This is a genomic window from Streptomyces sulfonofaciens (assembly GCF_014656295.1).
Classification (GTDB): Bacteria; Actinomycetota; Actinomycetes; order Streptomycetales; family Streptomycetaceae; genus Streptomyces; species Streptomyces sulfonofaciens.
The window spans coordinates 406436-428455 of the sequence record NZ_BNCD01000001.1 but is presented as its reverse complement, the minus strand read 5'-3'; the positions used below and the strand labels follow the sequence as shown (position 1 = coordinate 428455).

The 22020-nt window shown below is 72.4% G+C and carries 16 protein-coding genes; 9 read left to right on the top strand and 7 right to left on the bottom strand.

Features of this window, described 5'->3' with window-relative positions:
* The first annotated feature begins 436 nt into the window (after window positions 1–436).
* The 4 genes from hisC to cydD all read left to right on the top strand — a co-directional run bounded on the left by hisC (window position 437) and on the right by cydD (window position 8643).
* Entirely contained in the window at window positions 437–1525 is a 1089-nt protein-coding gene (gene hisC / locus IE313_RS01690; protein WP_189929025.1) for a histidinol-phosphate transaminase, read from the top strand.
* A gap of 775 nt (window positions 1526–2300) precedes the next feature.
* Window positions 2301–3818, top strand: a complete 1518-nt coding sequence (locus IE313_RS01685) for a cytochrome ubiquinol oxidase subunit I (RefSeq protein ID WP_189929024.1) — start codon at window positions 2301–2303, stop codon at window positions 3816–3818.
* 45 nt (window positions 3819–3863) lie between these two features.
* The gene (gene cydB / locus IE313_RS01680; RefSeq protein ID WP_189929023.1) at window positions 3864–4868 is read left to right on the top strand and encodes a cytochrome d ubiquinol oxidase subunit II; all 1005 of its coding nucleotides are present in this window, start codon (window positions 3864–3866) and stop codon (window positions 4866–4868) included.
* Window positions 4869–4896: 28 nt separating this feature from the next.
* On the top strand, window positions 4897–8643 hold the full coding sequence (cydD, locus tag IE313_RS01675; protein WP_189929022.1) for a thiol reductant ABC exporter subunit CydD: 3747 nt from the start codon (window positions 4897–4899) through the stop codon (window positions 8641–8643).
* A gap of 349 nt (window positions 8644–8992) precedes the next feature.
* Here the strand turns inward: cydD and IE313_RS01670 are convergent, their stop codons facing one another.
* From IE313_RS01670 to IE313_RS01660, 3 genes are all read right to left on the bottom strand, one after another.
* Window positions 8993–10027, bottom strand: coding sequence for an HAD hydrolase family protein (locus tag IE313_RS01670; RefSeq protein ID WP_229924284.1), 1035 nt, complete (start codon window positions 10025–10027; stop codon window positions 8993–8995).
* A 157-nt stretch (window positions 10028–10184) separates the two neighbouring features.
* Window positions 10185–11069 carry a bifunctional 5,10-methylenetetrahydrofolate dehydrogenase/5,10-methenyltetrahydrofolate cyclohydrolase gene (locus IE313_RS01665; RefSeq protein ID WP_189929021.1) on the bottom strand — a complete coding sequence of 295 codons (885 nt, stop codon included), beginning with the start codon at window positions 11067–11069 and terminating at the stop codon, window positions 10185–10187.
* A complete protein-coding gene (locus IE313_RS01660; protein ID WP_229924283.1) occupies window positions 11066–11722 on the bottom strand; it encodes a cyclodeaminase/cyclohydrolase family protein in 657 nt (218 codons plus the stop codon). Before IE313_RS01660 ends, IE313_RS01665 begins: the two co-directional genes overlap by 4 nt.
* A gap of 734 nt (window positions 11723–12456) precedes the next feature.
* On the opposite strand from IE313_RS01660, the gene IE313_RS01655 reads away from it, so the two are divergent.
* The 5 genes from IE313_RS01655 (at window position 12457) to IE313_RS01635 (ending at window position 16720) form a co-directional block, all read left to right on the top strand.
* On the top strand, window positions 12457–13497 hold the full coding sequence (locus IE313_RS01655) for an ABC transporter ATP-binding protein (protein WP_189929277.1): 1041 nt from the start codon (window positions 12457–12459) through the stop codon (window positions 13495–13497).
* Complete coding sequence (locus tag IE313_RS01650) at window positions 13487–14458, top strand: ABC transporter permease subunit (protein WP_189929020.1); 972 nt, start codon at window positions 13487–13489, stop codon at window positions 14456–14458. The genes IE313_RS01655 and IE313_RS01650 overlap by 11 nt, the downstream gene beginning before the upstream one ends.
* Before the next feature lie 100 nt (window positions 14459–14558).
* Entirely contained in the window at window positions 14559–15470 is a 912-nt protein-coding gene (locus tag IE313_RS01645) for an ABC transporter ATP-binding protein (protein WP_189929019.1), read from the top strand.
* 22 nt (window positions 15471–15492) lie between these two features.
* Window positions 15493–16212, top strand: a complete 720-nt coding sequence (locus tag IE313_RS01640) for an ABC transporter permease (RefSeq protein ID WP_189929018.1) — start codon at window positions 15493–15495, stop codon at window positions 16210–16212.
* Between the two features lie 268 nt (window positions 16213–16480).
* On the top strand, window positions 16481–16720 hold the full coding sequence (locus tag IE313_RS01635) for an SGM_3592 family protein (protein ID WP_189929017.1): 240 nt from the start codon (window positions 16481–16483) through the stop codon (window positions 16718–16720).
* On the opposite strand, the gene IE313_RS01630 is transcribed toward IE313_RS01635, so the two are convergent.
* From IE313_RS01630 to efeB, 4 genes are all read right to left on the bottom strand, one after another.
* On the bottom strand, window positions 16680–17657 hold the full coding sequence (locus tag IE313_RS01630; protein WP_189929016.1) for an HAD family hydrolase: 978 nt from the start codon (window positions 17655–17657) through the stop codon (window positions 16680–16682). The genes IE313_RS01635 and IE313_RS01630 overlap by 41 nt on opposite strands.
* Window positions 17654–18925, bottom strand: a complete 1272-nt coding sequence (gene serS, locus IE313_RS01625) for a serine--tRNA ligase (protein ID WP_189929015.1) — start codon at window positions 18923–18925, stop codon at window positions 17654–17656. The genes IE313_RS01630 and serS overlap by 4 nt, the downstream gene beginning before the upstream one ends.
* A gap of 719 nt (window positions 18926–19644) precedes the next feature.
* A complete protein-coding gene (gene pheA / locus IE313_RS01620) occupies window positions 19645–20580 on the bottom strand; it encodes a prephenate dehydratase (RefSeq protein WP_189929014.1) in 936 nt (311 codons plus the stop codon).
* Between the two features lie 114 nt (window positions 20581–20694).
* Window positions 20695–22017 (bottom strand): iron uptake transporter deferrochelatase/peroxidase subunit, encoded by a 1323-nt coding sequence (gene efeB / locus IE313_RS01615; protein ID WP_189929013.1) that lies wholly within the window; start codon window positions 22015–22017, stop codon window positions 20695–20697.
* Window positions 22018–22020: the final 3 nt, after the last annotated feature.

Here is a 22020-nt window from a genome sequence, read left to right as displayed (position 1 = left end):
CTCACCTTGACGAGCGACGCGTGCAAGGGCGCAGACCACCGGCGCGCGTAGATCAGGACAACGCGCCCCCCTGATCCGTCCAGCCGGACCGTCCGGCCGGTCCGTGAAGATCCACATTGGTCCCGGGGCGGTGCCCGTCGGCTTCGGGACGGCGCGCGTCGGTCCCGAGGGCGGTGGGCCCGTCGGGTCCGGGACCGTGCGTCCGGGATGTGCTCGCTGCGCCCGCCCGGGTCCCCACGGGCACCCGGGCGGGCACCCGAGCGGATGCCCACGGGGTGGTCGAGGCGGCTGTACCCGCGAGGTGGGAAGGGGCGGCGGGGGACCGGACGGGCAGCGGTGGCAGAGTTATCCACAGGTCATTCGCTGACGGGGGCAATCCTCCTATGGTGAGCAGTGGTGGAACCGGCGGGTGCCGGTGGTCGTGAGGAGGGCTGGAGTGAGCGAGACACATCCGAGGTTGCGTCCGGAGCTGGAGGGGATCCCCACCTACAAGCCGGGCAAGCCGGCCGCCGCCGTGGCCCCCGGCGCCCCCGCCGCCTACAAGCTCTCGTCCAACGAGAACCCGTACCCACCGCTCCCCGGTGTCATGGAGAGCGTGGTGGCCGCGGCCGGCACGCTCAACCGCTACCCGGACATGGTGTGCACCCACCTCATGAACGAGCTGTCCGAGCGCTTCGCGGTGCCCGTCTCGCACGTGGCGACGGGTACCGGCTCGGTCGGCGTCGCCCAGCAACTGCTCCAGGCCGCCGCCGGTGCCGGCGACGAGGTGATCTACGCCTGGCGGTCCTTCGAGGCGTATCCGATCATCACGCAGATCAGCGGCGCACGCGCGGTGCAGGTCCCGCTGACCTCGACCGAGGTGCACGACCTCGACGCGATGGCCGACGCGGTCACCGACCGCACCCGCCTGATCTTCGTCTGCAACCCCAACAACCCGACCGGCACCGTGGTACGCCGTGCCGAGCTGGAGCGCTTCCTCGACCGCGTCCCGGACGATGTGCTGGTGGTGATCGACGAGGCCTACTGCGAGTTCATCCGCGACCCGGACGTGCCGGACGGCATAGAGCTCTACCGCGAGCGGCCGAACGTCTGCGTCCTGCGCACCTTCTCCAAGGCGTACGGGCTCGCGGGTCTGCGCGTCGGCTTTGCGATCGCGCATGAGCCGGTGGCGGCGGCCCTGCGGAAGACGGCGGTGCCGTTCGGGGTCAGCCAGCTCGCCCAGGAGGCGGCGGTGGCCTCGCTGCGCGCGGAGGACGAACTGCTCGGCCGGGTGGGCCTCCTGGTCGACGAGCGCACCCGCGTGGTCGACGCCCTGCGCGCCCAGGGGTGGACGGTCCCCGAGACCCAGGCGAACTTCCTCTGGCTCCGCCTCGGCGAGCGTACGAACGAGTTCGCGGCGGCCTGCGAGGAGCGCGGCGTCGTGGTCCGGCCGTTCTCCGGTGAGGGCGTACGGGTGACGGTGGCCGAGACCGAGGCGGACGACCTGTTCCTGCAGACGGCCGCGGAGTTCCGCAAGAAGATGTGAGTTTCGAGAAGGTGCGCGCCTCATGGGGGCCCGCACCCGGATGAGGGGCCGGGCCCTGCTCGTGGGCGGTCTTCCGGGCGGGGCCGGACCCCGCCCGGGGCCCGGCCCCGGGGCGGATCGGCGCCGGTTCGCCGCCGTTGGACGCGGCCGGCGCGTCCCCGTACCGGAACCGGGCCGCACCGGTCGGTACCGGGCATCCCTTCCTTCCCGGTAGCAAAGCTGCTGGGCGCGGCACGCTGCTGGACTCCCCCGGAGCGGGGGCTGGGCGAGCCGGGGCCCCGCCCGGGTCGCCGGGCGTCCCGCACTCACGCCCTCGCCACCCGCCGCCTGCCATCCGCCGTCCCGGCTATCCGCGCGGCCGCGCCCCGGCCTGTCGCGCCACCGCGCCACCGCACCCGGCCCGTCGCGGCCGACGCTCGGTCTGTGTCCGGTGGTCCCGGTTCGCAGGTGGTCGGTCTGTGTCCGGGGGTCCTGGTTCGCACGCGCTCGGCTCGCCCCCGGCGCATCCCAGCCCTCGTCCGCCGCGTCCCAGCCCCTCCCCGGAACGGCACCCGGTTGGCCGGTGCGGCTGCCGCCTCCACTCGGCCGGTCCCCGGCGCATCGGCCATACGTCCCAAAGGGGACCCCCCCGTGAACACCCTCCAATCGAGTGAGTCATAATGCTTGTGAATGTGAACGCGTTCACAAGCGCACCCGCTTGATCCCGGTATGGCAGAGATCATGCGGGCAAAGCGCCGCTGGACCCAGAGCACGGCCGAGCTAAGGAGAGGTCGACGTGGATATGGCTCTGGCGCCGGAGACCCTGGCGCGCTGGCAGTTCGGTATCACCACCGTCTACCACTTCCTCTTCGTGCCCCTGACGATCTCGCTCGCCGCCCTCACGGCCGGCCTGGAGACGGCGTGGGTGCGCACGGGGAACGAGAAGTACCTCAGAGCGACGAAGTTCTGGGGGAAGCTCTTCCTGATCAATATCGCGATGGGGGTCGTCACCGGCATTGTGCAGGAGTTCCAGTTCGGCATGAACTGGTCGGACTACTCCCGCTTCGTCGGTGATGTCTTCGGTGCTCCGCTGGCCTTCGAGGCCCTGATCGCCTTCTTCTTCGAATCGACCTTCATCGGGCTGTGGATCTTCGGCTGGGACAAGCTGCCGAAGCGCCTGCACCTGGCCACGATCTGGATGGTCGCGCTCGGCACCGTGCTGTCCGCCTACTTCATCCTGGCGGCCAACTCATGGATGCAGCACCCGGTCGGCTACCACATCAACAAGAGCACGGGCCGGGCGGAGCTCACCGACTTCTTGGCGGTGCTGACGCAGAACACGGCACTGGCCCAGGCCTTCCACACGCTCGCCGCCTCCTTCCTCACCGGTGGCGCCTTCATGGTCGGAATCGCCGCCTACCACCTCGCCCGCAGGAAGCACATCCGGGTGATGCGGACCTCGCTACGGCTCGGCCTGGTCACCGTTGTGATCGCCGGACTCCTCACCGCCGTGAGCGGCGATGCGCTCGGCAAGGTGATGTTCAAGCAGCAGCCGATGAAGATGGCCTCGGCGGAGGCCCTGTGGGACGGGCAGCAGCCCGCACCCTTCTCGGTCTTCGCCTACGGCGATGTGGAGAAGGGCCACAACTCCGTTGCCATCGAGGTACCCGGACTGCTGTCCTTCCTCGCCGACGACAGCTTCCACTCCTATGTGCCCGGGATCAACGACGTCAACAAGGCCGAGCAGCAGCGGTTCGGTCCCGGTGACTACCGGCCGAACATCCCCGTCGCCTTCTGGGGCTTCCGCTGGATGATCGGCTTCGGCATGGCGTCGTTCGCCCTGGGTGCGGTCGGGCTCTGGCTGACCAGGAAGAGGTTCCTGCTGCCCCAGTGGCTGCGGACGGGCGAGGACGAGGTTCCGCATCTGGTGCTGTTCAGGAGTCCGCTCGGCTCGCGCCTCACCGCCTGGTACTGGCGGGCCGCCGTCTGGACGCTGGCGTTCCCGCTGATCGCCAACTCATGGGGCTGGATCTTCACGGAGACGGGCCGCCAGCCCTGGGCCGTCTACGGCGTGCTCCAGACCCGTCAGGCCGTCTCCCCCGGTGTCTCCCAGGGCGAGGTGCTGCTGTCCATGGGTGTCTTCACCGTGCTCTACGCGATCCTCGCCGTCATCGAGGTCCGGCTGCTGGCCACCTATGTGAAGGCGGGACCACCGGAGCTGACGGACGCCGACCTCCACCCGCCCACCCGTATCGGCGGCGATCACGACGACGCCGATCACGACCCCGACCGGCCGATGGCCTTCTCGTACTGAGGCCGGGACCGGAAGACCGAGCAGCGAGAGCTCAGGAGCGCGGACATGGAACTTCACACTGTCTGGTTCGTCCTTATCGCCGTCCTGTGGACCGGCTACTTCTTCCTGGAGGGCTTCGACTTCGGGGTCGGGATCCTCACCGGGGTGCTGGCCCGCGACCGGGCCGAGAAGCGGGTGCTGATCAACACCATCGGGCCGGTCTGGGACGGCAACGAGGTATGGCTGCTGTCGGCAGGCGGTGCCACCTTCGCCGCCTTCCCCGACTGGTACGCCACGCTCTTCTCCGGTTTCTATCTGCCTCTGCTGGTCATCCTGGTCGCGCTGATCGTGCGCGGGGTGGCCTTCGAGTACCGGGCGAAGCGGCCGGGTGAGGGATGGCAGCGGGCCTGGGAGAGGGCGATCTTCTGGGCCTCCGTGGTGCCTGCGGTGCTCTGGGGGGTGGCCTTCGCGAACATCGTGCACGGTGTGCGGATCAATGCGCACGGCGACTACACCGGCGGTCTCGGGGGCCTGCTGGGGCCTTATGCGCTGCTGGGTGGAGTGGTCACGCTGACGCTCTTCACCTTCCACGGCGCGGTGTTCGTCGCGCTCAAGACGGTCGGCGACATCCGGGTGCGGGCGCGGCGGCTGGCCGGGTTCGCCGGTGTCGTCGCCGCGGTGGCCGCCATCGCCTTCCTGCTCTGGACCCAGGCCGGTACCGGGAACGGGCGGAGCCTCGTGGCCCTGGTTGTGGCCGTGGCCGGGCTGGGGGGAGCGCTCATGGCCAATGCCCGCGGTCGTGAGGGCTGGGCGTTCGCACTCTCCGGGACCGCGATCGCGGCCAGCGTCGCCATGCTCTTCCTGGCGCTCTTCCCCGAGGTGATGCCGTCCTCGCTGAACGCGGACTGGAGCCTGACGGTATCCAACGCGGCCTCCAGTCCCTACACGCTCAAGATCATGACGTGGTGCGCGGGGATCGCGACCCCGCTGGTGCTGCTCTACCAGTCGTGGACGTACTGGGTCTTCCGTAAGCGGATCGGCACGCAGCACATAGCCGACACCGGGCACTGAGGGACTTGGCCGAGGGGCGGTGTTTCACGTGAAACCAGTCGATCCGCGATTGCTGCGCTATGCCCGGGCCACCCGGTTCTTCCTGGTCGCCGTGGTCGTCCTCGGGCTTGCCGGGGCGGGTCTGGTGGTGGCGCAGGCGATGCTGATCGCCGATGTGGTGGTGGGTGCTTTCCAGCACGGGCTGTCCGTCGGCGAGCTACGGGAGCCCCTCACGCTGCTGGTGGTCGTCGCGATGGGCCGGGGCGCCGTCGGCTGGCTGACCGAGCATGCGGCGCACCGTGCCAGCGCCGCGGTCAAGTCGGAGCTGAGAGGACGGCTACTGGAACGCGTGGGCGTGCTGGGGCCGCAGTGGCTCGGCGGACAGCACACCGGCTCGCTGGTGGCGCTTGCCACCCGTGGTGTCGACGCGCTGGACGACTACTTCGCGCGCTATCTGCCGCAACTGGGCCTTGCCGTGGTGGTGCCGGCGGCCGTGCTGGCACGGATCGTCACCGAGGACTGGCTGTCTGCCGTGATCATCGCCGGCACACTGCCCCTGATACCGGTCTTCATGGTGCTGATCGGCTGGTCGACCCAGAGCCGGATGGACCGCCAGTGGCGTCTGCTGTCACGGCTGTCCGGCCACTTCCTGGATGTGGTCGCCGGATTGCCGACGCTCAAGGTGTTCGGCAGGGCGAAGGCGCAGGCGGAGTCCATCCGCCGGATCACCGGTGCCTACCGCCGTGCCACCATGCGCACCCTGCGGATCGCCTTCCTGTCGTCGTTCGCCCTGGAACTGCTGGCCACCCTGTCGGTTGCACTGGTGGCGGTGACCATTGGAATGCGGCTGGTGCACGGTGAACTGGATCTTCACACGGGGCTGCTGGTCCTGGTCCTGGCGCCGGAGGCATATCTGCCGGTGCGGCAGGTCGGTGCGCAGTACCACGCGGCGGCGGAGGGGCTGGCCGCGGCCGAGGATGTCTTCGCGGTGCTGGACACCATGCCGGAGACGGTGCACAAGACGGGCACACCGGAGGTCGGGAAGCCGCTGGTGCCGATGGGTGCCCCGGCCGGCGCAGGCCGCCCGGGGCCGGGTGGTGGGGGGCTGCTCCGAGGGCCCTGGGGGATCCGGTTCGACGGGGTGTCGGTGCGGTATCCCGGGCGGTCCTCGGAGGCGGTGTCCGAGATGTCGTTCGAGGTGCGGCCCGGGGAGACGGTGGCGCTGGTCGGGCCCAGCGGAGCGGGCAAGTCGACGTTGGTGAGCGTGGCGCTGGGGCTGGTACGCCCCACGGCAGGACGGGTGCGCGCCGGAGGTGCCGACCTGGCGGAGGTGCCGCTTGAGGAGTGGCACCGCCAGGTCGCATGGGTGCCGCAGCGGCCCCACCTCCATGCGGGCTCGATAGCCGAGAACGTCCGCCTGGCCCGCCCGGGGGCCGCCACGGCAGACGTACGCGGGGCGCTGCACGACGCGGGCGCTTTGGAGTTCGTCGACGCGTTGCCCGACGGAGTACGGACGGTGCTCGGCGAGGACGGAGCCGGACTGTCGGCTGGCCAGCGCCAGAGGATCGCGCTGGCCAGGGCGTTCCTTGCGGACCGTCCTGTGCTGGTGCTCGACGAGCCGACGGCGTCACTGGACGGCGCGACCGAGGCCGATGTGGTGGCGGCCGTCCGCCGGCTGGCGCACGGCCGGACCGTTCTGCTGGTGGCACACCGGCCGGCGCTGCTCGCGGCGGCGGACCGGGTGGTGCGGATACCCGGCCCCGCGACGGACGCGGACCCGGCGGCGCGCCGGACCGACGGCGCTCCCGTGGGGCAGCCGGTGCCGGAGCGCTCCTGGACGGGGCGGGGAGATGCGGGTATTGGCACTGGTGCCGGTGCGGGCGGCGGAGTGGGGGGCACCGAAGACGGGGTCCCCCCGCGGGTCGGGGGCGGGGCGGACGGTGCTGCGCCCCCGGCGGCCGAGGCGGCGGGCACGGGTGGCGCGGCCGTGCTGCGGCGGGTGCGCAGGATGGCGGCGGCACGGCGCGGACAACTGGTGGCGGCCCTGGCACTGGGGGCGCTGGCGCTGGGGAGCGCGGTCGGGCTGATGGGTACGTCCGGATGGCTGATCTCGCGTGCGGCCGAGCGGCCTCCGGTGCTGTATCTGATGGTGGCCGTCACAGCCACCAGGGCCTTCGGCATCGGCCGGGCCGCCTTCCGGTACGCCGAAAGGCTGGTGTCGCACGACACGGTGCTGCGGATCCTGGCCGATGCCCGGGTGACGGTCTACCGGGGCCTCGAACGGCTGGCGCCCGCAGGTCTTCGCACCGTCCGCCGCGGAGACCTGCTCTCCCGGCTGGTCGCCGACGTGGAGGCGCTCCAGGACTACTGGCTGCGCTGGCTGCTCCCGGTGGCCGCGGCCGTCCTGGTCTCCATGGGCACCGTGGCGTTCACAGCCTGGCTGCTGCCCTCCGCCGGTGCGGTGCTCGCCACCGGGCTGCTGGTCGCCGGTGTCGGCGTACCGCTGCTCGCCGCGGCGGTGGCGCGGCGTGCGGAACGCAGGCTCGCACCCGTGCGGGGCATGCTCGCCACCCGGGTCGCCGACCTGCTCACCGGGACCGCCGAGCTGACGGTCGCCGGCGCGCTGCCCGCCCGTACCGCCCTCGCGAAGCGCGCCGACACCGCGCTGACCCGGATCGCCGCGCGCGCCGCGGCGGCCACGGCACTCGGCAGCGGCCTGACCGCGCTGGTGTCCGGGCTGACGGTGGCCGGTACGGCCCTGTGCGGGGTGACGGCCGTGCGGGAGGGGAGGCTCGACGGGGTGGCCCTCGCCGTCGTCGTCCTCGTTCCGACCGCCGCCTTCGAAGCGCTCCTCGGCCTGCCGCTCGCCGCCCGGCATCGGCAGCGGGTGCGCAGGAGCGCGGAGCGCGTGTACGAAGTGCTGGACGCACCCGTCCCGGTACGTGAACCGGCGGCCCCCGCCGCCGCGCCCGCGACCCCGTTTCCGCTCCGGCTGCGAGGACTGGCGGCACGGTACGCGGAGCGGCCCGGCCCCGGGACCGGGCCGGACCCCGTACGGTCAGCGAGGCCCCGTGGAACCGGAGTGCCGGAGGGCGACGCGCTCTTCGGGCTCGATCTGACGCTGGAGCGGGGCCGCAGGGTCGCCGTGGTCGGGCCGTCCGGTGCGGGCAAGTCGACGCTGGCACAGGTGCTGTTGCGGTTCCTGGACGCGTATCAGGGGACGTACACGCTGGGCGGGGTGGACGCGTACGCGCTGGACGGGGACACGGTGCGGCGCCATGTCGGGCTGTGCGCGCAGGACGCCCACACCTTCGACAGCTCGGTGCGCGAGAACCTGCTGCTGGCGCGGAAGGAGGCGACCGAGGACCAACTGCGCCACGCCCTGGCCCGGGTCAGGCTGCTGGACTGGGCGGAGTCGTTGCCGGACGGCCTGGACACGCTGGTCGGCGAGCACGGGGCGCGGCTCTCCGGCGGGCAGCGGCAGCGGCTGGCGCTGGCGCGTGCACTCCTCGCCGACTTCCCCGTCCTCGTTCTGGACGAGCCCGCGGAACACCTCGACCTGCCGACCGGGGACGCCCTCACCGCCGATCTGCTGGCGGCGACCGAGGGCCGCACCACCCTGCTGATCACCCACCGGCTCACCGGTCTCGAAGCGGTGGACGAGGTGCTGGTACTGGACGGCGGCCGAGTGGTTCAGCGCGGCCGGTACGCGGAACTGGTGGCGGTGGAGGGGCCGTTGCGGCGGCTGTGGGAGCGGGAACGGGCGAGTGGGGCGGAGTCGGCGGCCCTGGGCTGAGAGGAGGCCGCCAGCGGTTCTCCCGCTGCCGGTCCGCCGCTGCTGTCGTTTCGGCGGCCGGTCCGCCACTGCCGTCGTTTCCGCTGCCGGGTCCGCCGCTGCCGCCCTCCCGCTGCCTCACCGGAGCCGGGGTGCCCGCGAGGTCGGCCTCGGGACGTTCGGCGGGGGGCCGCCGCGGTGCACGGCGCGTGCGAGGCCCTGCGGATCGGCCGGCCCCTCGGCCCAGGTGCTCGGCGACTCGACGACTCGACGGTACTGCTGCACTGCTGCACGGCGGCCCAGCAGCCCCAGCAGCCCCAGCAGTCCTAGTAGTCCTAGCGGTGCCAGTAGTCCCAGCGGTACCAGCCGTTCAGCGGTTCAGCAGGATCTGCTCGATGACCGCCGCCACGCCGTCGTCGTTGTTGCCCGCCGTGCGGCCGGAGGCGGCTGCGGTGACGGCGGGATGGGCGTTGCCCATGGCGTAGGAGGTGCCCGCCCAGGTGAGCATGTCGACGTCGTTCGGCATGTCGCCGAAGGCGACGACCTCGGCCGGTGAGATGCCCCGCTCCTCGCAGCACAGTGCCAGGGTGCTGGCCTTGGACACCCCCGCACCGCTGATCTCCAGCAGCGCGCTGGGGCTGGAGCGGGTGATCGTCGCACGCTCCCGCACCTCGGTGCGCGCGAGCGCCAGGAAGTCGTCGGGGGCCAGCTCGGGGTGGTAGGCCAGGACCTTCAGAAGGGGCTGGCCTGCGACGTCGGAGTGCTCGGAGAGGAGCTTCTCCGCCGGTGCGATGCTCTCCCCGGGCTCCAGGTGCAGCGGCGGGTACGTGGGCTCGTGGTGCAGTCCGCCGCTCAGCTCCACGGCGAACGACGTGCCGGGCGCCGCGGAGCGCAGCACGTCCACGACCTCCAGGGCCCGGGACCGCGCCAAGGGCCGGATCTTGATGAACCGATGCCCACCGAACCACTGCCCCTCATCGCTCCCGGCGCCCCCGCCCCCCTGGACGTTTCCGGCACCTGAGGCACCTGAGGCACCTTCGGTATTCGGGGTGCCTGCGCCGGCCGGGGTGCTCCCGGTGCCTTCCGCTCCGCCGGTGCTCCCGGCCGTCTCCCTACCGCTGTGCAGGTCCACCACCGCGGCGCCGTTCGCGCAGATGGCCAGGCCGTGCCCGTGGACGTGGTCGGCGACCACGTCCATCCAGCGGGCCGGCCGGCCGGTCACGAAGAAGACCTCGATACCGGCCTGCTCGGCGGCTGCGAGCGCGGCCACCGTACGCCGTGAGACGGACTTGTCGTCGCGCAGCAGCGTGCCGTCCAGATCGGTGGCGATCAGCCGCGGCCGAACGGGGTGGGCGGGGTTCCGGGGCCGTGCGGTAGCTGAGGTCACGGTCGTATTGTCCCGCATATGCCAGCACGGGCGTGCGCTGGGGCGCACATCTGAGTGGCCCTGCTCCGGGGCCCCTCCCTGCCGTCCTGCGCGGCGCCGCCCCGCCGGTCACCGCGCGGCGCCGCCCCGCCGGTCCCCGCGCGGCCGGTGGCCCTCGCGGGCCACCGGCCGTTGCTCACAACGTCAGGGCCGCCCGCACCGTGTGCTGGAGCAGGAGGGCTGTCGTCACGGGCCCGACGCCGCCAGGAACCGGAGTGAGCGCGCCGGCCCGGGCGCCCGCGGCGGGGTCGACGTCGCCGACCAGGCTGCCGTCCTCGGTCACGTTGGTGCCCACGTCGATGACCACCGCGCCCTCCCCGACGTGGTCCGCGGTGATGAGGCGCGGCCGCCCCACCGCCGCGATCAGCACGTCCGCCGTCCGCGTGAGCGCAGCCAGGTCCGTGGTGCGCGAATGGCAGACCGTGACCGTGGCATCGCGGTCGAGCAGCAGATGGGCGGCCGGCTTGCCGACCACGGTCGAGCGGCCCACGACCACGGCGTGGCGGCCGGCGAGCGGGATCTTGTGGTGGTCGAGCAGGGCCACCACGGCCTCCGCGGTGGCCGGCGCGAAGGCGGGCAGACCGGCGGCCAGGCGCCCCAGGGAGAGCGGGTTGGCGCCGTCCACGTCCTTCACGGGGTCGATCGCGGACGCCAGGTCCTCCAGTCGCGCCCCGGCGGGCAGCGGCGTCTGGAGGATGATCCCGTGCACCGTCGGGTCGGCGCTCAGCGTCCGCAGCCGTGCGCGGATCCCGGACTCGGCCGCGCCGGGGCCGAGGTCGACGACGGTGCACTCCAGCCCGGCCTTCTCGGCGCTGCGCGCGATGGAGCGCACGTACCACGCGCTGGACTCGTCCGCGGTCGCGGTCACCACGGCGAGGTGCGGCGCGGTGCCCCGGGCGGCCAGCTCGGCGGCCCGGTCCGCGGTGTCGGTGCGCAGCGCGGCGGCCAGCTCGCGGCCCCGGAGCTCCCGCAACCGGGCCGGCGCCGCGTTCCCCGCGGCGCCCGGAGACCCGGCGGTCATGCGGTGATCTCCTTGCGCACCGCCGCGGTGATCTGCTCGGCGCGGGCCACGATGGCGTCCACCCGGTGCACCGCCTCGGTGAGCTCGGCGCGTACCAGGGGGTCCTTGATGCCGGACAGGTTGATCTCCACGTTGATCCGCGCGGTGGTGGCCGCGGCGCGGGCCGCCTCCGCGGCGGCGGCCACATCGGTGACCACATTGCGGTTGGCGGCGGGCAGCAGTTCCTCGGCCAGCTCGACGGTGCGCAGGGCGGTGCCGATGACCTCGGCCGGAGGCGTCGCTGCGGCAGCCAGCGCCCGGGCGATCGCCGCCGACCTGGCGGCCTTCTCGTCGGGCGTGGCGCGCGGCAGCCGATAGGCGTCGGTGACCGCGGTGAAGGCCCGGGCGTCGTCCTCCGCGAGGCACACGGCGGTGGTGCACAGGTCGTCGGAGGCGGCGGTGATGCGTGCGACCGCACCGGCGTGCGCCGCGTACTTCTCGCCGGTGCTGTACCGGGCGACCATGCCGAGCAGTGCGGCGGCCTGGGCGGCGTGCAGCGCGGCGGAGGCGCCACCGCCGGGCGCGGGCACCCGCGCCGCCAGCCGGCCGAGGAATCCGCCGATGGTCTCGTCCCGCAGGGGGAGCTCGGCGGGCGGGGAAGGATCATGGGGCATGGGCGGTCGCCCTCCAGGACGGTCGGTGCGGGTCCGCGGCCATCTTTCCATGTGCACGTGCCATGGTCCGGCCCCGCCACGGCGGTTGCCGTGCACCCCGCCCGCAACCCGGTGGTCACCCGGCCGTGCCCGTGAATTCACAGCAGAAAATGACGTCACGAGGTTTGATCCACAGCCAAGTACGGTTATCCACAGGGGAATTGGCGATTCTGTGGACAAGTGGCAGGCCCCTACGCGTTTTTTGGCCGCTTCCTTCGTTTTGCCGCCGCCCGTGGGTGTGGCCCCGCGTCGAGGCCTGTGGGCGAGGACCCCGGCCACCACCCGCGGCCGAGCTCCCCGAGCAGCGCGCCGCGGCCGAGCCTGACGGCCGCCACCCGCGGCCGAGGGCGCATCTCGGCCCGTACGCGGATCGTCGCGCCGGGGCGGACGGCGCCTGGGCGCCGGCGTCTGCACGGCGGTGCTCCACAGCGCACGGCGGCGTCTGCACGGCGGTGCTCCACAGCGCACGGCGGCCTCTGCACGGCGCCGCCCCGCTGCGCACGCGGCGTCTCGCAGCGGCGCCCAGCGGCGCTCCACCGCGGAGACGTCCACCGCCCGCACCGCTCCTGGCGTAGCGCGGCTCCTCCCCCTGCGGTCCCTTCCCCTACGGGCCCGTACGACTGGAGGCTGAGACCGGTCCGGCACTCTGGTCTGACGCCTGGCTCCGGAGCCGCCCCTACCGTCGAGGTGTGACTGTGATCGCGACCGAAAGCCTGAGCAAGCGGTTCCCCAGGGTGACCGCTCTTGACCGGCTCTCCGTGGATATCGGGCCCGGTGTGACCGGACTCGTCGGGGCCAACGGAGCCGGCAAGTCCACACTGATCAAGATCCTGCTGGGTCTGTCGCCCGCGTCCGAGGGCCGTGCCGAAGTGCTCGGCCTCGATGTCGCGACCAAGGGCTCCACCATCCGCGAGCGTGTCGGGTACATGCCCGAGCACGACTGCCTGCCGCCCGACGTCTCGGCCACCGAGTTCGTCGTGCACATGGCCCGGATGTCGGGGCTGCCGCCCACGTCGGCCCGTGAGCGCACCGCGGACACCCTGCGGCACGTCGGCCTCTACGAGGAGCGCTACCGCCCCATCGGCGGCTACTCGACCGGCATGAAGCAGCGCGTCAAGCTGGCGCAGGCCCTCGTGCACGACCCCGAGCTGGTCTTCCTCGACGAGCCCACCAACGGCCTCGACCCGGTGGGCCGCGACGACATGCTCGGGCTGATCCGCCGGGTGCACACCGACTTCGGCATCTCGGTCCTGGTCACCTCGCACCTCCTCGGCGAGCTGGAGCGCACCTGCGACCACGTCGTCGTCGTCGACGGCGGGAAGCTGCTGCGCTCCAGCGCCACCACCGACTTCACCCAGACCACCACCACGCTCGCCGTCGAGGTCACCGACACCGACGAGCACCCGGACGGCACCGCGGCCCTGCGCGACGAGCTCGCCGCCCGCGGCATCGGCACCGAGTCCGGCAGCGGTCTGCCCGGCGCCGGGCACGTCCTGCTGCTCACGGCCGACGGCGAGGAGACCTACGACGTGGTCCGCGACGCCGTCGCCGACCTGGGCCTCGGTCTGGTCCGCATGGAGCAGCGCAGGCACCAGATCGCCGAGGTGTTCCGTGTCGAGGAGTCCGGTGGCACCCGGCCGGGCGACGGCACGGCCCCCACCGGCCGGCCCGCGGCAGGGGCGTCCCCGTCCCAGCCCGACCCGCAGAAGAAGGAGGAGGCCCGCAATGGCGGCTGAGCGCACCGGACCGACCGGCCGGGCGGCAGGGACCGCGGCAGGGGCCGCCCCGGGAACCCCGCCGGGGACCGCGGCGGCGGCCCTCGCCGAGCAGAGCCGGATCCACAACATCGGCTACCGCAGCTACGACGGCCCGCGCCTCGGCCGGGGGTACGCGACCCGCTCGCTGTACTCGCAGTCCCTGCGCGGTGCCTACGGCCTCGGCCGCTCGGCCAAGTCCAAGGTGCTGCCGATGGTGCTGTTCGTGGCGATGATCGCGCCCGCGCTGATCCTGGTGGCCGTCACCGTCGCCACCAAGGCGAAGGACCTGCCGCTGGACTACACCAGGTACGCGATCGTCCTCCAGGCGGTCATCGGCCTCTACCTGGCGGCGCAGGCCCCGCAGTCCGTCTCCCGCGACCTGCGGTTCAAGACGGTGCCGCTGTACTTCTCCCGTCCCATCGAGCACGGCGACTACGTGCGCGCCAAGTACGCGGCCATGGCATCCGCCCTGCTCATCCTCACCGCGGCGCCCCTGCTGGTGCTCTATGTGGGCGCGCTGCTCGCGAAGCTCGACTTCGCGGACCAGACGAAGGGTTTCCTCCAGGGGTTGGTCTCCGTGGCGCTGCTCTCCCTCCTCTTCGCCGGCATCGGCCTGGTCATCTCGGCCATCACCCCGCGCCGCGGCTTCGGTATCGCGGCCGTCATCGCCGTCATGACCATCTCCTACGGCGCCGTCTCCACCGTGCAGGCCATCGCCTACACGCAGGACAGCCACGCGGCCGTCGGCTGGCTCGGCCTGTTCTCGCCGATCACCCTGATCGACGGCGTGCAGAGCGCCTTCCTCGGCGCCACCTCGGCCTTCCCCGGCGCGCCGGACCTGTCCGCCGGACTCGGCACCGTCTACCTGCTGGTCGTCCTCGGCCTCATCGCGGGCAGCTACGGCCTGCTGATCCGCCGCTACCGAAAGGTCGGGCTGTGACCTCCCCGCTGCCGACCGCAGGCGCGCCGCGCACGGGGCCCCGCCCAGCCCCCGCCGGCCCGTCGCCCGCCACCACCCTTCCAAGGATCGGGCCCCGCCCATGACCACTCTTCAGATCGACCACACCTCCCGCTGGTTCGGCAACGTCGTCGCCGTCAACGACGTCACCATGACCATCGGCCCCGGCGTCACCGGACTGCTCGGTCCGAACGGTGCGGGCAAGTCCACCCTCATCAACATGATGGCCGGCTTCCTCGCGCCCTCCACCGGCACCGTCACCCTGGACGGCGGAACGATCTGGCGCAACGAGGGGATCTACCGGCACATCGGCATCGTGCCCGAGCGCGAGGCGATGTACGACTTCCTCACGGGTCGCGAGTTCGTCGAGGCCAACGCAGAACTGCACGGCCTGGGCAGTTCCGAGGCCCGGCGCGCGCTCGCCACGGTCGAGATGGAGTACGCCCAGGACCGGAAGATCTCCACCTACAGCAAGGGCATGCGGCAGCGCGTGAAGATGGCCTCCGCCCTGGTGCACGAGCCGTCCGTGCTGCTGCTCGACGAGCCCTTCAACGGCATGGACCCGCGCCAGCGCATGCAGCTCATGGAGCTGCTGCGGCGGATGGGGGAGGAGGGCCGTACGGTGCTGTTCTCCTCGCACATCCTGGAGGAGGTCGAGCAACTGGCGTCCCACATCGAGGTGATCGTCGCAGGTCGGCACGCCGCGTCCGGCGACTTCCGCAGGATCCGCCGTCTGATGACCGACCGCCCGCACCGCTACCTGGTGCGTTCCAGCGACGACCGCGCCCTGGCCGCGGCACTCATCGCGGACCCGTCGACGGCCGGCATCGAGGTGGACGTCCAGGAGGGCGCGCTGCACATCCAGGCGGTCGACTTCGGGCGGTTCACGGCGCTGCTGCCGAGGGTCGCACGCGAGCACGGCGTCCGGCTGCTCACCGTCTCGCCGTCCGACGAGTCCCTCGAGTCCGTCTTCTCGTATCTAGTTGCGGCCTAGTCGCGGCCGTAGGAGGCCCAGGATGTACAACCCCACCGTCGCCCGGCTCACCTACCGGGCCCTGCTCGGCCGCCGCCGGGCCCTGATCCTCTTCGTGCTGCCGGCCCTGCTGCTCGTGATCGCCGCAGCGGTGCGCGGCTTCAGCGGCGCGGACGACCAGACCGCCTCCGACGTGCTCGGCGGCTTCGCACTCGCCACCATGGTGCCGATCATCGGCGTGATCGCGGGCACCGGCGCGATCGGGCCCGAGATCGACGACGGCTCGGTGGTGTACCTGCTGGCCAAGCCGGTCAAGCGGCCCACGATCATCCTCACCAAGCTGATCGTGGCGATCGCCGTGACGATGGCCTTCTCGGCCGTCCCGACCCTGCTCGCCGGCCTCATCCTGAACGGCAACGGCCAGCAGGTCGCCGTGGCCTACACCATCGCCGCCCTGGTCTCCTCGATCGCCTACGCCGCACTGTTCCTGCTGCTCGGCACGGTCACCCGGCACGCCGTGGTCTTCGGCCTCGTCTACGCCCTGGTCTGGGAGGCGCTCTTCGGCTCGTTCGTGTCGGGAGCGAAGACGCTGAGCGTGCAGCAGTGGTCGCTCGCCGTCGCCCACAAGGCGGCCGGCAACGACCTGATCACCTCGGACGTCGGCCTGCCCACGGCCACGGTCCTGCTGGCCGGGGTGACCATCGCCGCCACCTGGTACGCGGGCCGGAAGCTGCGCGCGCTGAAGCTGGCGGGCGACGAGTAGAGGAGCAGACGAGCAGGCGAGCAGCAGGCTCCGGCGCGGGCCGGCAGAAGGCGCCGGTGCCGGCGGGGGCCGGCGGGCGCGGCGCCCGCCAGGGCCTAGCGCAGTCCGGCAGCGGCCCGCCAGAGGGCTTCGCCCAGGGCGTACACATCTTGACGCCGTCTTCACCCTCCCTTCCGGACACTGGTGGGAGGGTGAGCGCGCTCCGCGCGGGCCGGGCACCGAGGATTCCGGCCGAGCGCCGTGCGCGCCCGTTGAGTGAGGAGCCGAGATGGGCAGCGAGCCCGTGCCGGAGGGGGAGACGCCCCCCGGCGAAGGTTGGGACGAGGTCTCCCTCGACGAGGACTTCATACGCTGTGCCCGGCAGCGGGAGCCGTCCGCGCGAGCGCGGATGCTCGCCGCACGCTGGCGCGACGGCGCCCCTGAGCCCCAGCCGTGGCGGTCCGACGAGCCGCCTGCGGGCTGGTTCTTCAGCCGGGCGCGGCGTCGGTGGTGGCGCAGGAAGCGCTGAGCAGGTCCTCCAGGACGAGTGCGACACCGTCCTCGTCGTTTCCGGCCGTGACCTGGTCGGCGACGGCCAGCAGGTCCGGGTGGGCGTTCGCCATCGCCACACCGTGCGCGGCCCAGGCGAACATGGGAACGTCGTTGGGCATGTCCCCGAAGGCGAGGGTGTCCGCACGGCGTACGCCGAGGCGGCGGGCGGCCAGGGACAGCCCGGTGGCCTTGCTGAGGCCGAGCGGCAGCAGCTCCACGATGCCCTCGCCCGCCATCGTCACCGACACCAGGTCGCCGGCGGCCGCGCGCGCCGCACGCGCCAGCTCGTCGTCGGAGAGCCGGGGGTGCTGGAGGTAGAGCTTGTTCAGCGGCGCGGACCACAGCTCGCTGCGGTCGGTGAACGGGGTGACGGGCAGCGGCCCCTCGTGCACCCGGTAGCCGGGTCCCACCAGGACGTCCGCCTCGACGCCGTCGCGGCTCGCGGCCAGCGCCAGCGGACCCGTCCCGGCCTCGATGCGCTCCAGCGCGTGGGCGGCCAGCCTGCGGTCCAGGGTCACCGAGGTGACCAGGCGGTGCGCGCCCGCGTCGTACACCTGCGAGCCCTGGCCGCACACCGCGAGGCCCCGGTAGCCGAGGTCGTCCAGGATGTACCGGGTCCAGGGGACCGCACGCCCGGTGACGACGATGTGCGCCGCGCCCGCGGAGGTGGCGGCGGCGAGCGCCGCACGGGTCCGGTCGGAGACCGTCCCGTCGGAGCGCAGCAGCGTCCCGTCGAGGTCGGTGGCGAGGAGCCGGTAGGGGAACGCCGCAGGGCCGGGCGACTCGCGCGGCCGGGGCGGCTGGAGGGGCGGGCTCGCGGCCGCAGCCGATCCGCCGGGCGAGGGCGGGCCGGTACGGCGGTGCGGGGGGCGCGGTGCCGGCGGGCGCCCGGGCTCGTCGGAAGCGGTGCTCACTTGGGTTCCAGGAGCTCCCGGCCGCCGAGGTAGGGGCGGAGCACCTCGGGGACGCGCACGGAGCCGTCGGGCTGCTGGTGGTTCTCCAGCAGGGCGACGATGGTGCGCGGGACGGCGCAGAGCGTGCCGTTCAGCGTGGCGAGCGGGCGTACCCGCTTGCCCTCGCGCATCCGGATGGACAGGCGGCGGGCCTGGAACTCGTTGCAGTTGGAGGCGGAGGTCAGCTCGCGGTACTTGCCCTGGGTGGGGATCCACGCCTCGCAGTCGAACTTCCGCGAGGCCGAGGCGCCCAGGTCGCCGGTGGCCACGTCGATCACCCGGAACGGCAGCCCGAGCCCGGTCAGCCACTGCTTCTCCCAGTCGAGCAGGCGCTGGTGCTCCGCCTCGGCGTCCTCGGGGGTGACGTACGAGAACATCTCGACCTTGTCGAACTGGTGCACCCGGAAGATGCCCCGGGTGTCCTTGCCGTAGGTGCCGGCCTCGCGGCGGTAGCAGGGCGAGAAGCCGGCGTAGCGCAGCGGGAGGCGGTCGGCCTCGACGATCTCGTCCATGTGGTAGGCGGCGAGCGGGACCTCGGAGGTGCCGACGAGGTAGTAGTCGTCGCCTTCCAGGTGGTAGACGTTCTCCGCGGCCTGGCCGAGGAAGCCGGTGCCCTCCATGGCGCGCGGGCGGACCAGCGACGGCGTCAGCATGGGGATGAAGCCCGCCTCGGTGGCCTGGGCGACCGCCGCGTTGACGAGGGCGAGCTCCAGGAGGGCGCCGACACCGGTGAGGTAGTAGAACCGCGATCCGGAGACCTTGGCGGCGCGCTCCACGTCGATGGCGCCCAGGGCCTCGCCCAGCTCCAGGTGGTCCTTGGGCTCGAAGCCCTCGGCCGCGAAGTCCCGGATGGTGCCGTGCGTCTCCAGCAGCGCGAAGTCCTCCTCGCCGCCGACAGGGACGTCCTCGTGCACGAGGTTGCCCAGCCGCAGGAGGAGCTTCCTGGTCTCCTCGTCGGCCTCGTCCCGCTCGGCGTCGGCCGCCTTGACCGCGGCGGCCAGCTCGCCCGCCTTGGCCAGCAGCTCCTGCTTCTCGTCGCCGGAGGCCCTCGGGATGAGCTTGCCCAGCGCCTTCTGCTCCGAGCGCAGCTCGTCGAAGCGGACGCCGGACGACCTGCGCCACTCGTCGGCGGAGAGCAGGGCGTCGACCAGGGCGACGTCCTCTCCACGGGCGCGCTGGGAGGCGCGGATGCGGTCGGGGTCCTCACGGAGCAGGCGAAGGTCAATCACCCCTCAAGGCTACCGGTGCCCGCTTCCGGGTCACGAGCCCATATTCCACCCGGACGGTGATGACCGAATTGCCGGAAAGGGAAATCGGGAATGCCGCTGCGTGCGGTGCCGTGGCCGCGGATCGGAATTGTCTGTTCCGGGGTGTCAATCAGGCGTTCCGCACTCCCTGGAACGAGGGAGTGCGAAGGTGGCGCCTTGACCGTACTCCGGTGCCGCGAGCGGGACTTGGCGGCCGGTCGGGGCATTGGTTGTCCACAGGTGTCCACATGTCGGGGAAAGTTATCCACAGCCTGTGTGGAAGATCTGTGGACGTCGGAAGGTTACCTTGGCGGCACGGAAAGTGATCATTCCGAAACTGGAGGAGAATGGGATGATTCAGGCAGCAAACCCTGCTCAGCCCCACTTTCGAGTGGAATCGGTTCGCTCCAAAGAGTTGATCAAGAGAAATGAGTGGACGAGTGGCGATGCGGTGGATTGTGGGGCGATCTAGGGGTGGAGGGTGCCTCTGGGGTGATTTGTCGACTGTGTTGCGCTTCCTTGTCGACTTGTCCCCAGGTCGTCGGACACCCTGTGGATAACCTCTGTGGACAACCCGTGCCCACCGGTGCGGGGCCCCTGTGGGCACTGCGGACACGCCGCTGTGCCCCGCGGACGACCGGCCTCGGTGCCCGCGGAGTACCGGCCCCTGCCCCTGCGGAGGACCGGCGGCCGTGACCGTCTCAGAAGCGGCCGTCCTGGCACCGCGTCAGCCAGTCGGAGGCGGCCACGAAGTCGTCGTCGGAGGTGCCGGGCACGGGTGCGCCGACGTCCGAGGGCGCCACCGAGGCGCGCGGGTAGGAGCCGAGGAAGCGGACCTGCGGGGAGATGCGCTTGAGCCCCATCAGGGCCTCACCCATCCTGCGGTCCGTGATGTGGCCCTCGGCGTCCACCGAGAAGCAGTAGTCGCCGATGCCGCGACCGGTGGGCCGGGACTCGATCCGCATCAGGTTGACGCCGCGCACCTTGAACTCCTGGAGCAGCTCCAGCAGGCCGCCCGGGCGGTCGTCGCCGAGCCAGATGACCACCGAGGTCTTGTCGGCACCGGTCGGCGCCGAGGGCCGGGCGGGGCGGCCGACCAGGACGAAGCGGGTCTCGGCGTTCGCCGCGTCGTGGATGTCGGTGACCAGGGGGGTGAGGCCGTAGGTCGCCGCGGCGAACTCGCCCGCGAAGGCCGCGTCGTAGCGGCCCTCCTGCACCAGCCGGGCACCGTCCGCGTTGGACGCCGCCGACTCCCACACGGCGTCCGGCAGATGTGCCGCCAGCCAGTTGCGGACCTGGGGCTGGGCCACCGGGTGCCCGGTGACCGTCTTCACATCCGTCAGCGTGGTACCGGGCCGCGCCAGCAGCGCGAACGCGATCGGCAGGACCACCTCGCGGTAGATCATCAGCGGGGAGCCCTTGGCCAGCTCGTCGACCGTGGCGGTGACCCCGCCCTCCACCGAGTTCTCGATCGGCACCAGGGCCCCCGAGGCCTCACCGCTGCGCACCGCGTCCAGCGTGGCCGGCACGGACACCATGGGGACCAGCTCCCGGGTGGCCGATTCCGGGAGCGTACGGAGAGCGGCCTCGGTGAAGGTTCCCTCGGGGCCCAGATACGTGAAGCGTGTTGCCGACATACGGTCACCCTAGTCCGCGCCGGAAGTGACCTCGGACATGCCCGCAACGGACGGCCACCGGCATCGGGCCCGACGACCTGCCCGCGGCCGCGCCCCGGTGACCGGCCCCCGCGCTCACGCCTCCAGCAGCCGCTGCCCCACGTACTCGCCGTCCGCCGCTCCGCCCGGCACCGCGAAGAGGCCGCTGGCCTCGTGGCGGATGAATACGGAGAGGGCGTCGCCGCGGTCCAGCTTGCGCTGGACGGGGACGAAACCGCGCAGCGGATCGGCCTGCCAGCAGATGAAGAGCAGGCCCGCGTCCGGGGTGCCGTCCGCGTCGAAGCCGTCGTGGAAGGAGAACGGGCGGCGCAGCATCGCGGCCCCGCCGTTCTGGTCGGGACGCGTGATCCGTGCGTGGGCGTTCAGCGGGATCACCGGCCTGCCGTCGCCGTCCACCCGGTCGAGCTTCATCTCGCTGCGCTCGCCGCCGCCGGTCAGCGGCGCCCCCGAGGACTTGCGCCGCCCTATCACCTTCTCCTGGTCCCCCACGCTGAGTTTCTCCCAGTCGTCGAGGAGCATCCGGATACGGCGTACGACGGCGTAGGAGCCGTGCGACATCCAGTCGGGGCTGCCCTGCGCGGGTACGAAGATCCGCTGGTCGAAGTCGTGGTCGGAGGGCTCCGGGTTGTCGGTGCCGTCGATCTGGCCCATCAGGTTGCGGGTGGTCATCGGGCGGGCGGTGGCGCCGGGCGAGCGGTTGAAGCCGTTCATCTGCCAGCGCACTCCGGCCGTGCCCGCCGCGTCCTTCTGGAGGGCGCGCAGGGCGTGGAAGGCGACCAGCGCGTCGTCGGCGCCTATCTGTACCCAGAGGTCGCCATTGCTGCGCGCCGCATCGAGGCGGTCGGAGGAGAAGTCGGGCAGCGGGTCGAGCGCTGTCGGGCGCTGTTTCTCCAGGCCGGTCCGGGCGAAGAAGCTGTGGCCGAAGCCGAAGGTCACCGTCAGCGAGGACGGCCCGGCGTCCAGGGCGATCCCGGTGTCATGCCCACCGGCGGTCACGGGCTCGCCCGCCATCAGCCGCTCCGCCGTGGCCGACCAGCGGCGCAGCAGGGCCGCGGCCTCCTTGCGGCCGGTGCCGGCACGCAGGTCGAACGCGACCAGATGGCCCCGGGACTGCATCGCGGTGGTGATCCCGGGCTGATGTTTCCCGTGAAACATCGCCGTGTCGGCGCCGAGCGTGGTCAGCGGTACGGCGGATCCGCCCGCTGACCGTGCCCCGGACGAAGGGTCGCCGCCGGCCGTGGCATGGCCGATGGCGCCTCCCACCGCGCCCAGGGCCAGGCCGGTGGCACCTGCGGTACCGAGCAGACGGCGTCGGGTGATCGCCGGTCCGGTGGTCCCGGTTGCCGCCCGGGGGGCGGGAGGGGCCGGGGAGTCGGAGGGGTGGGCAGAATCCGCCATGGT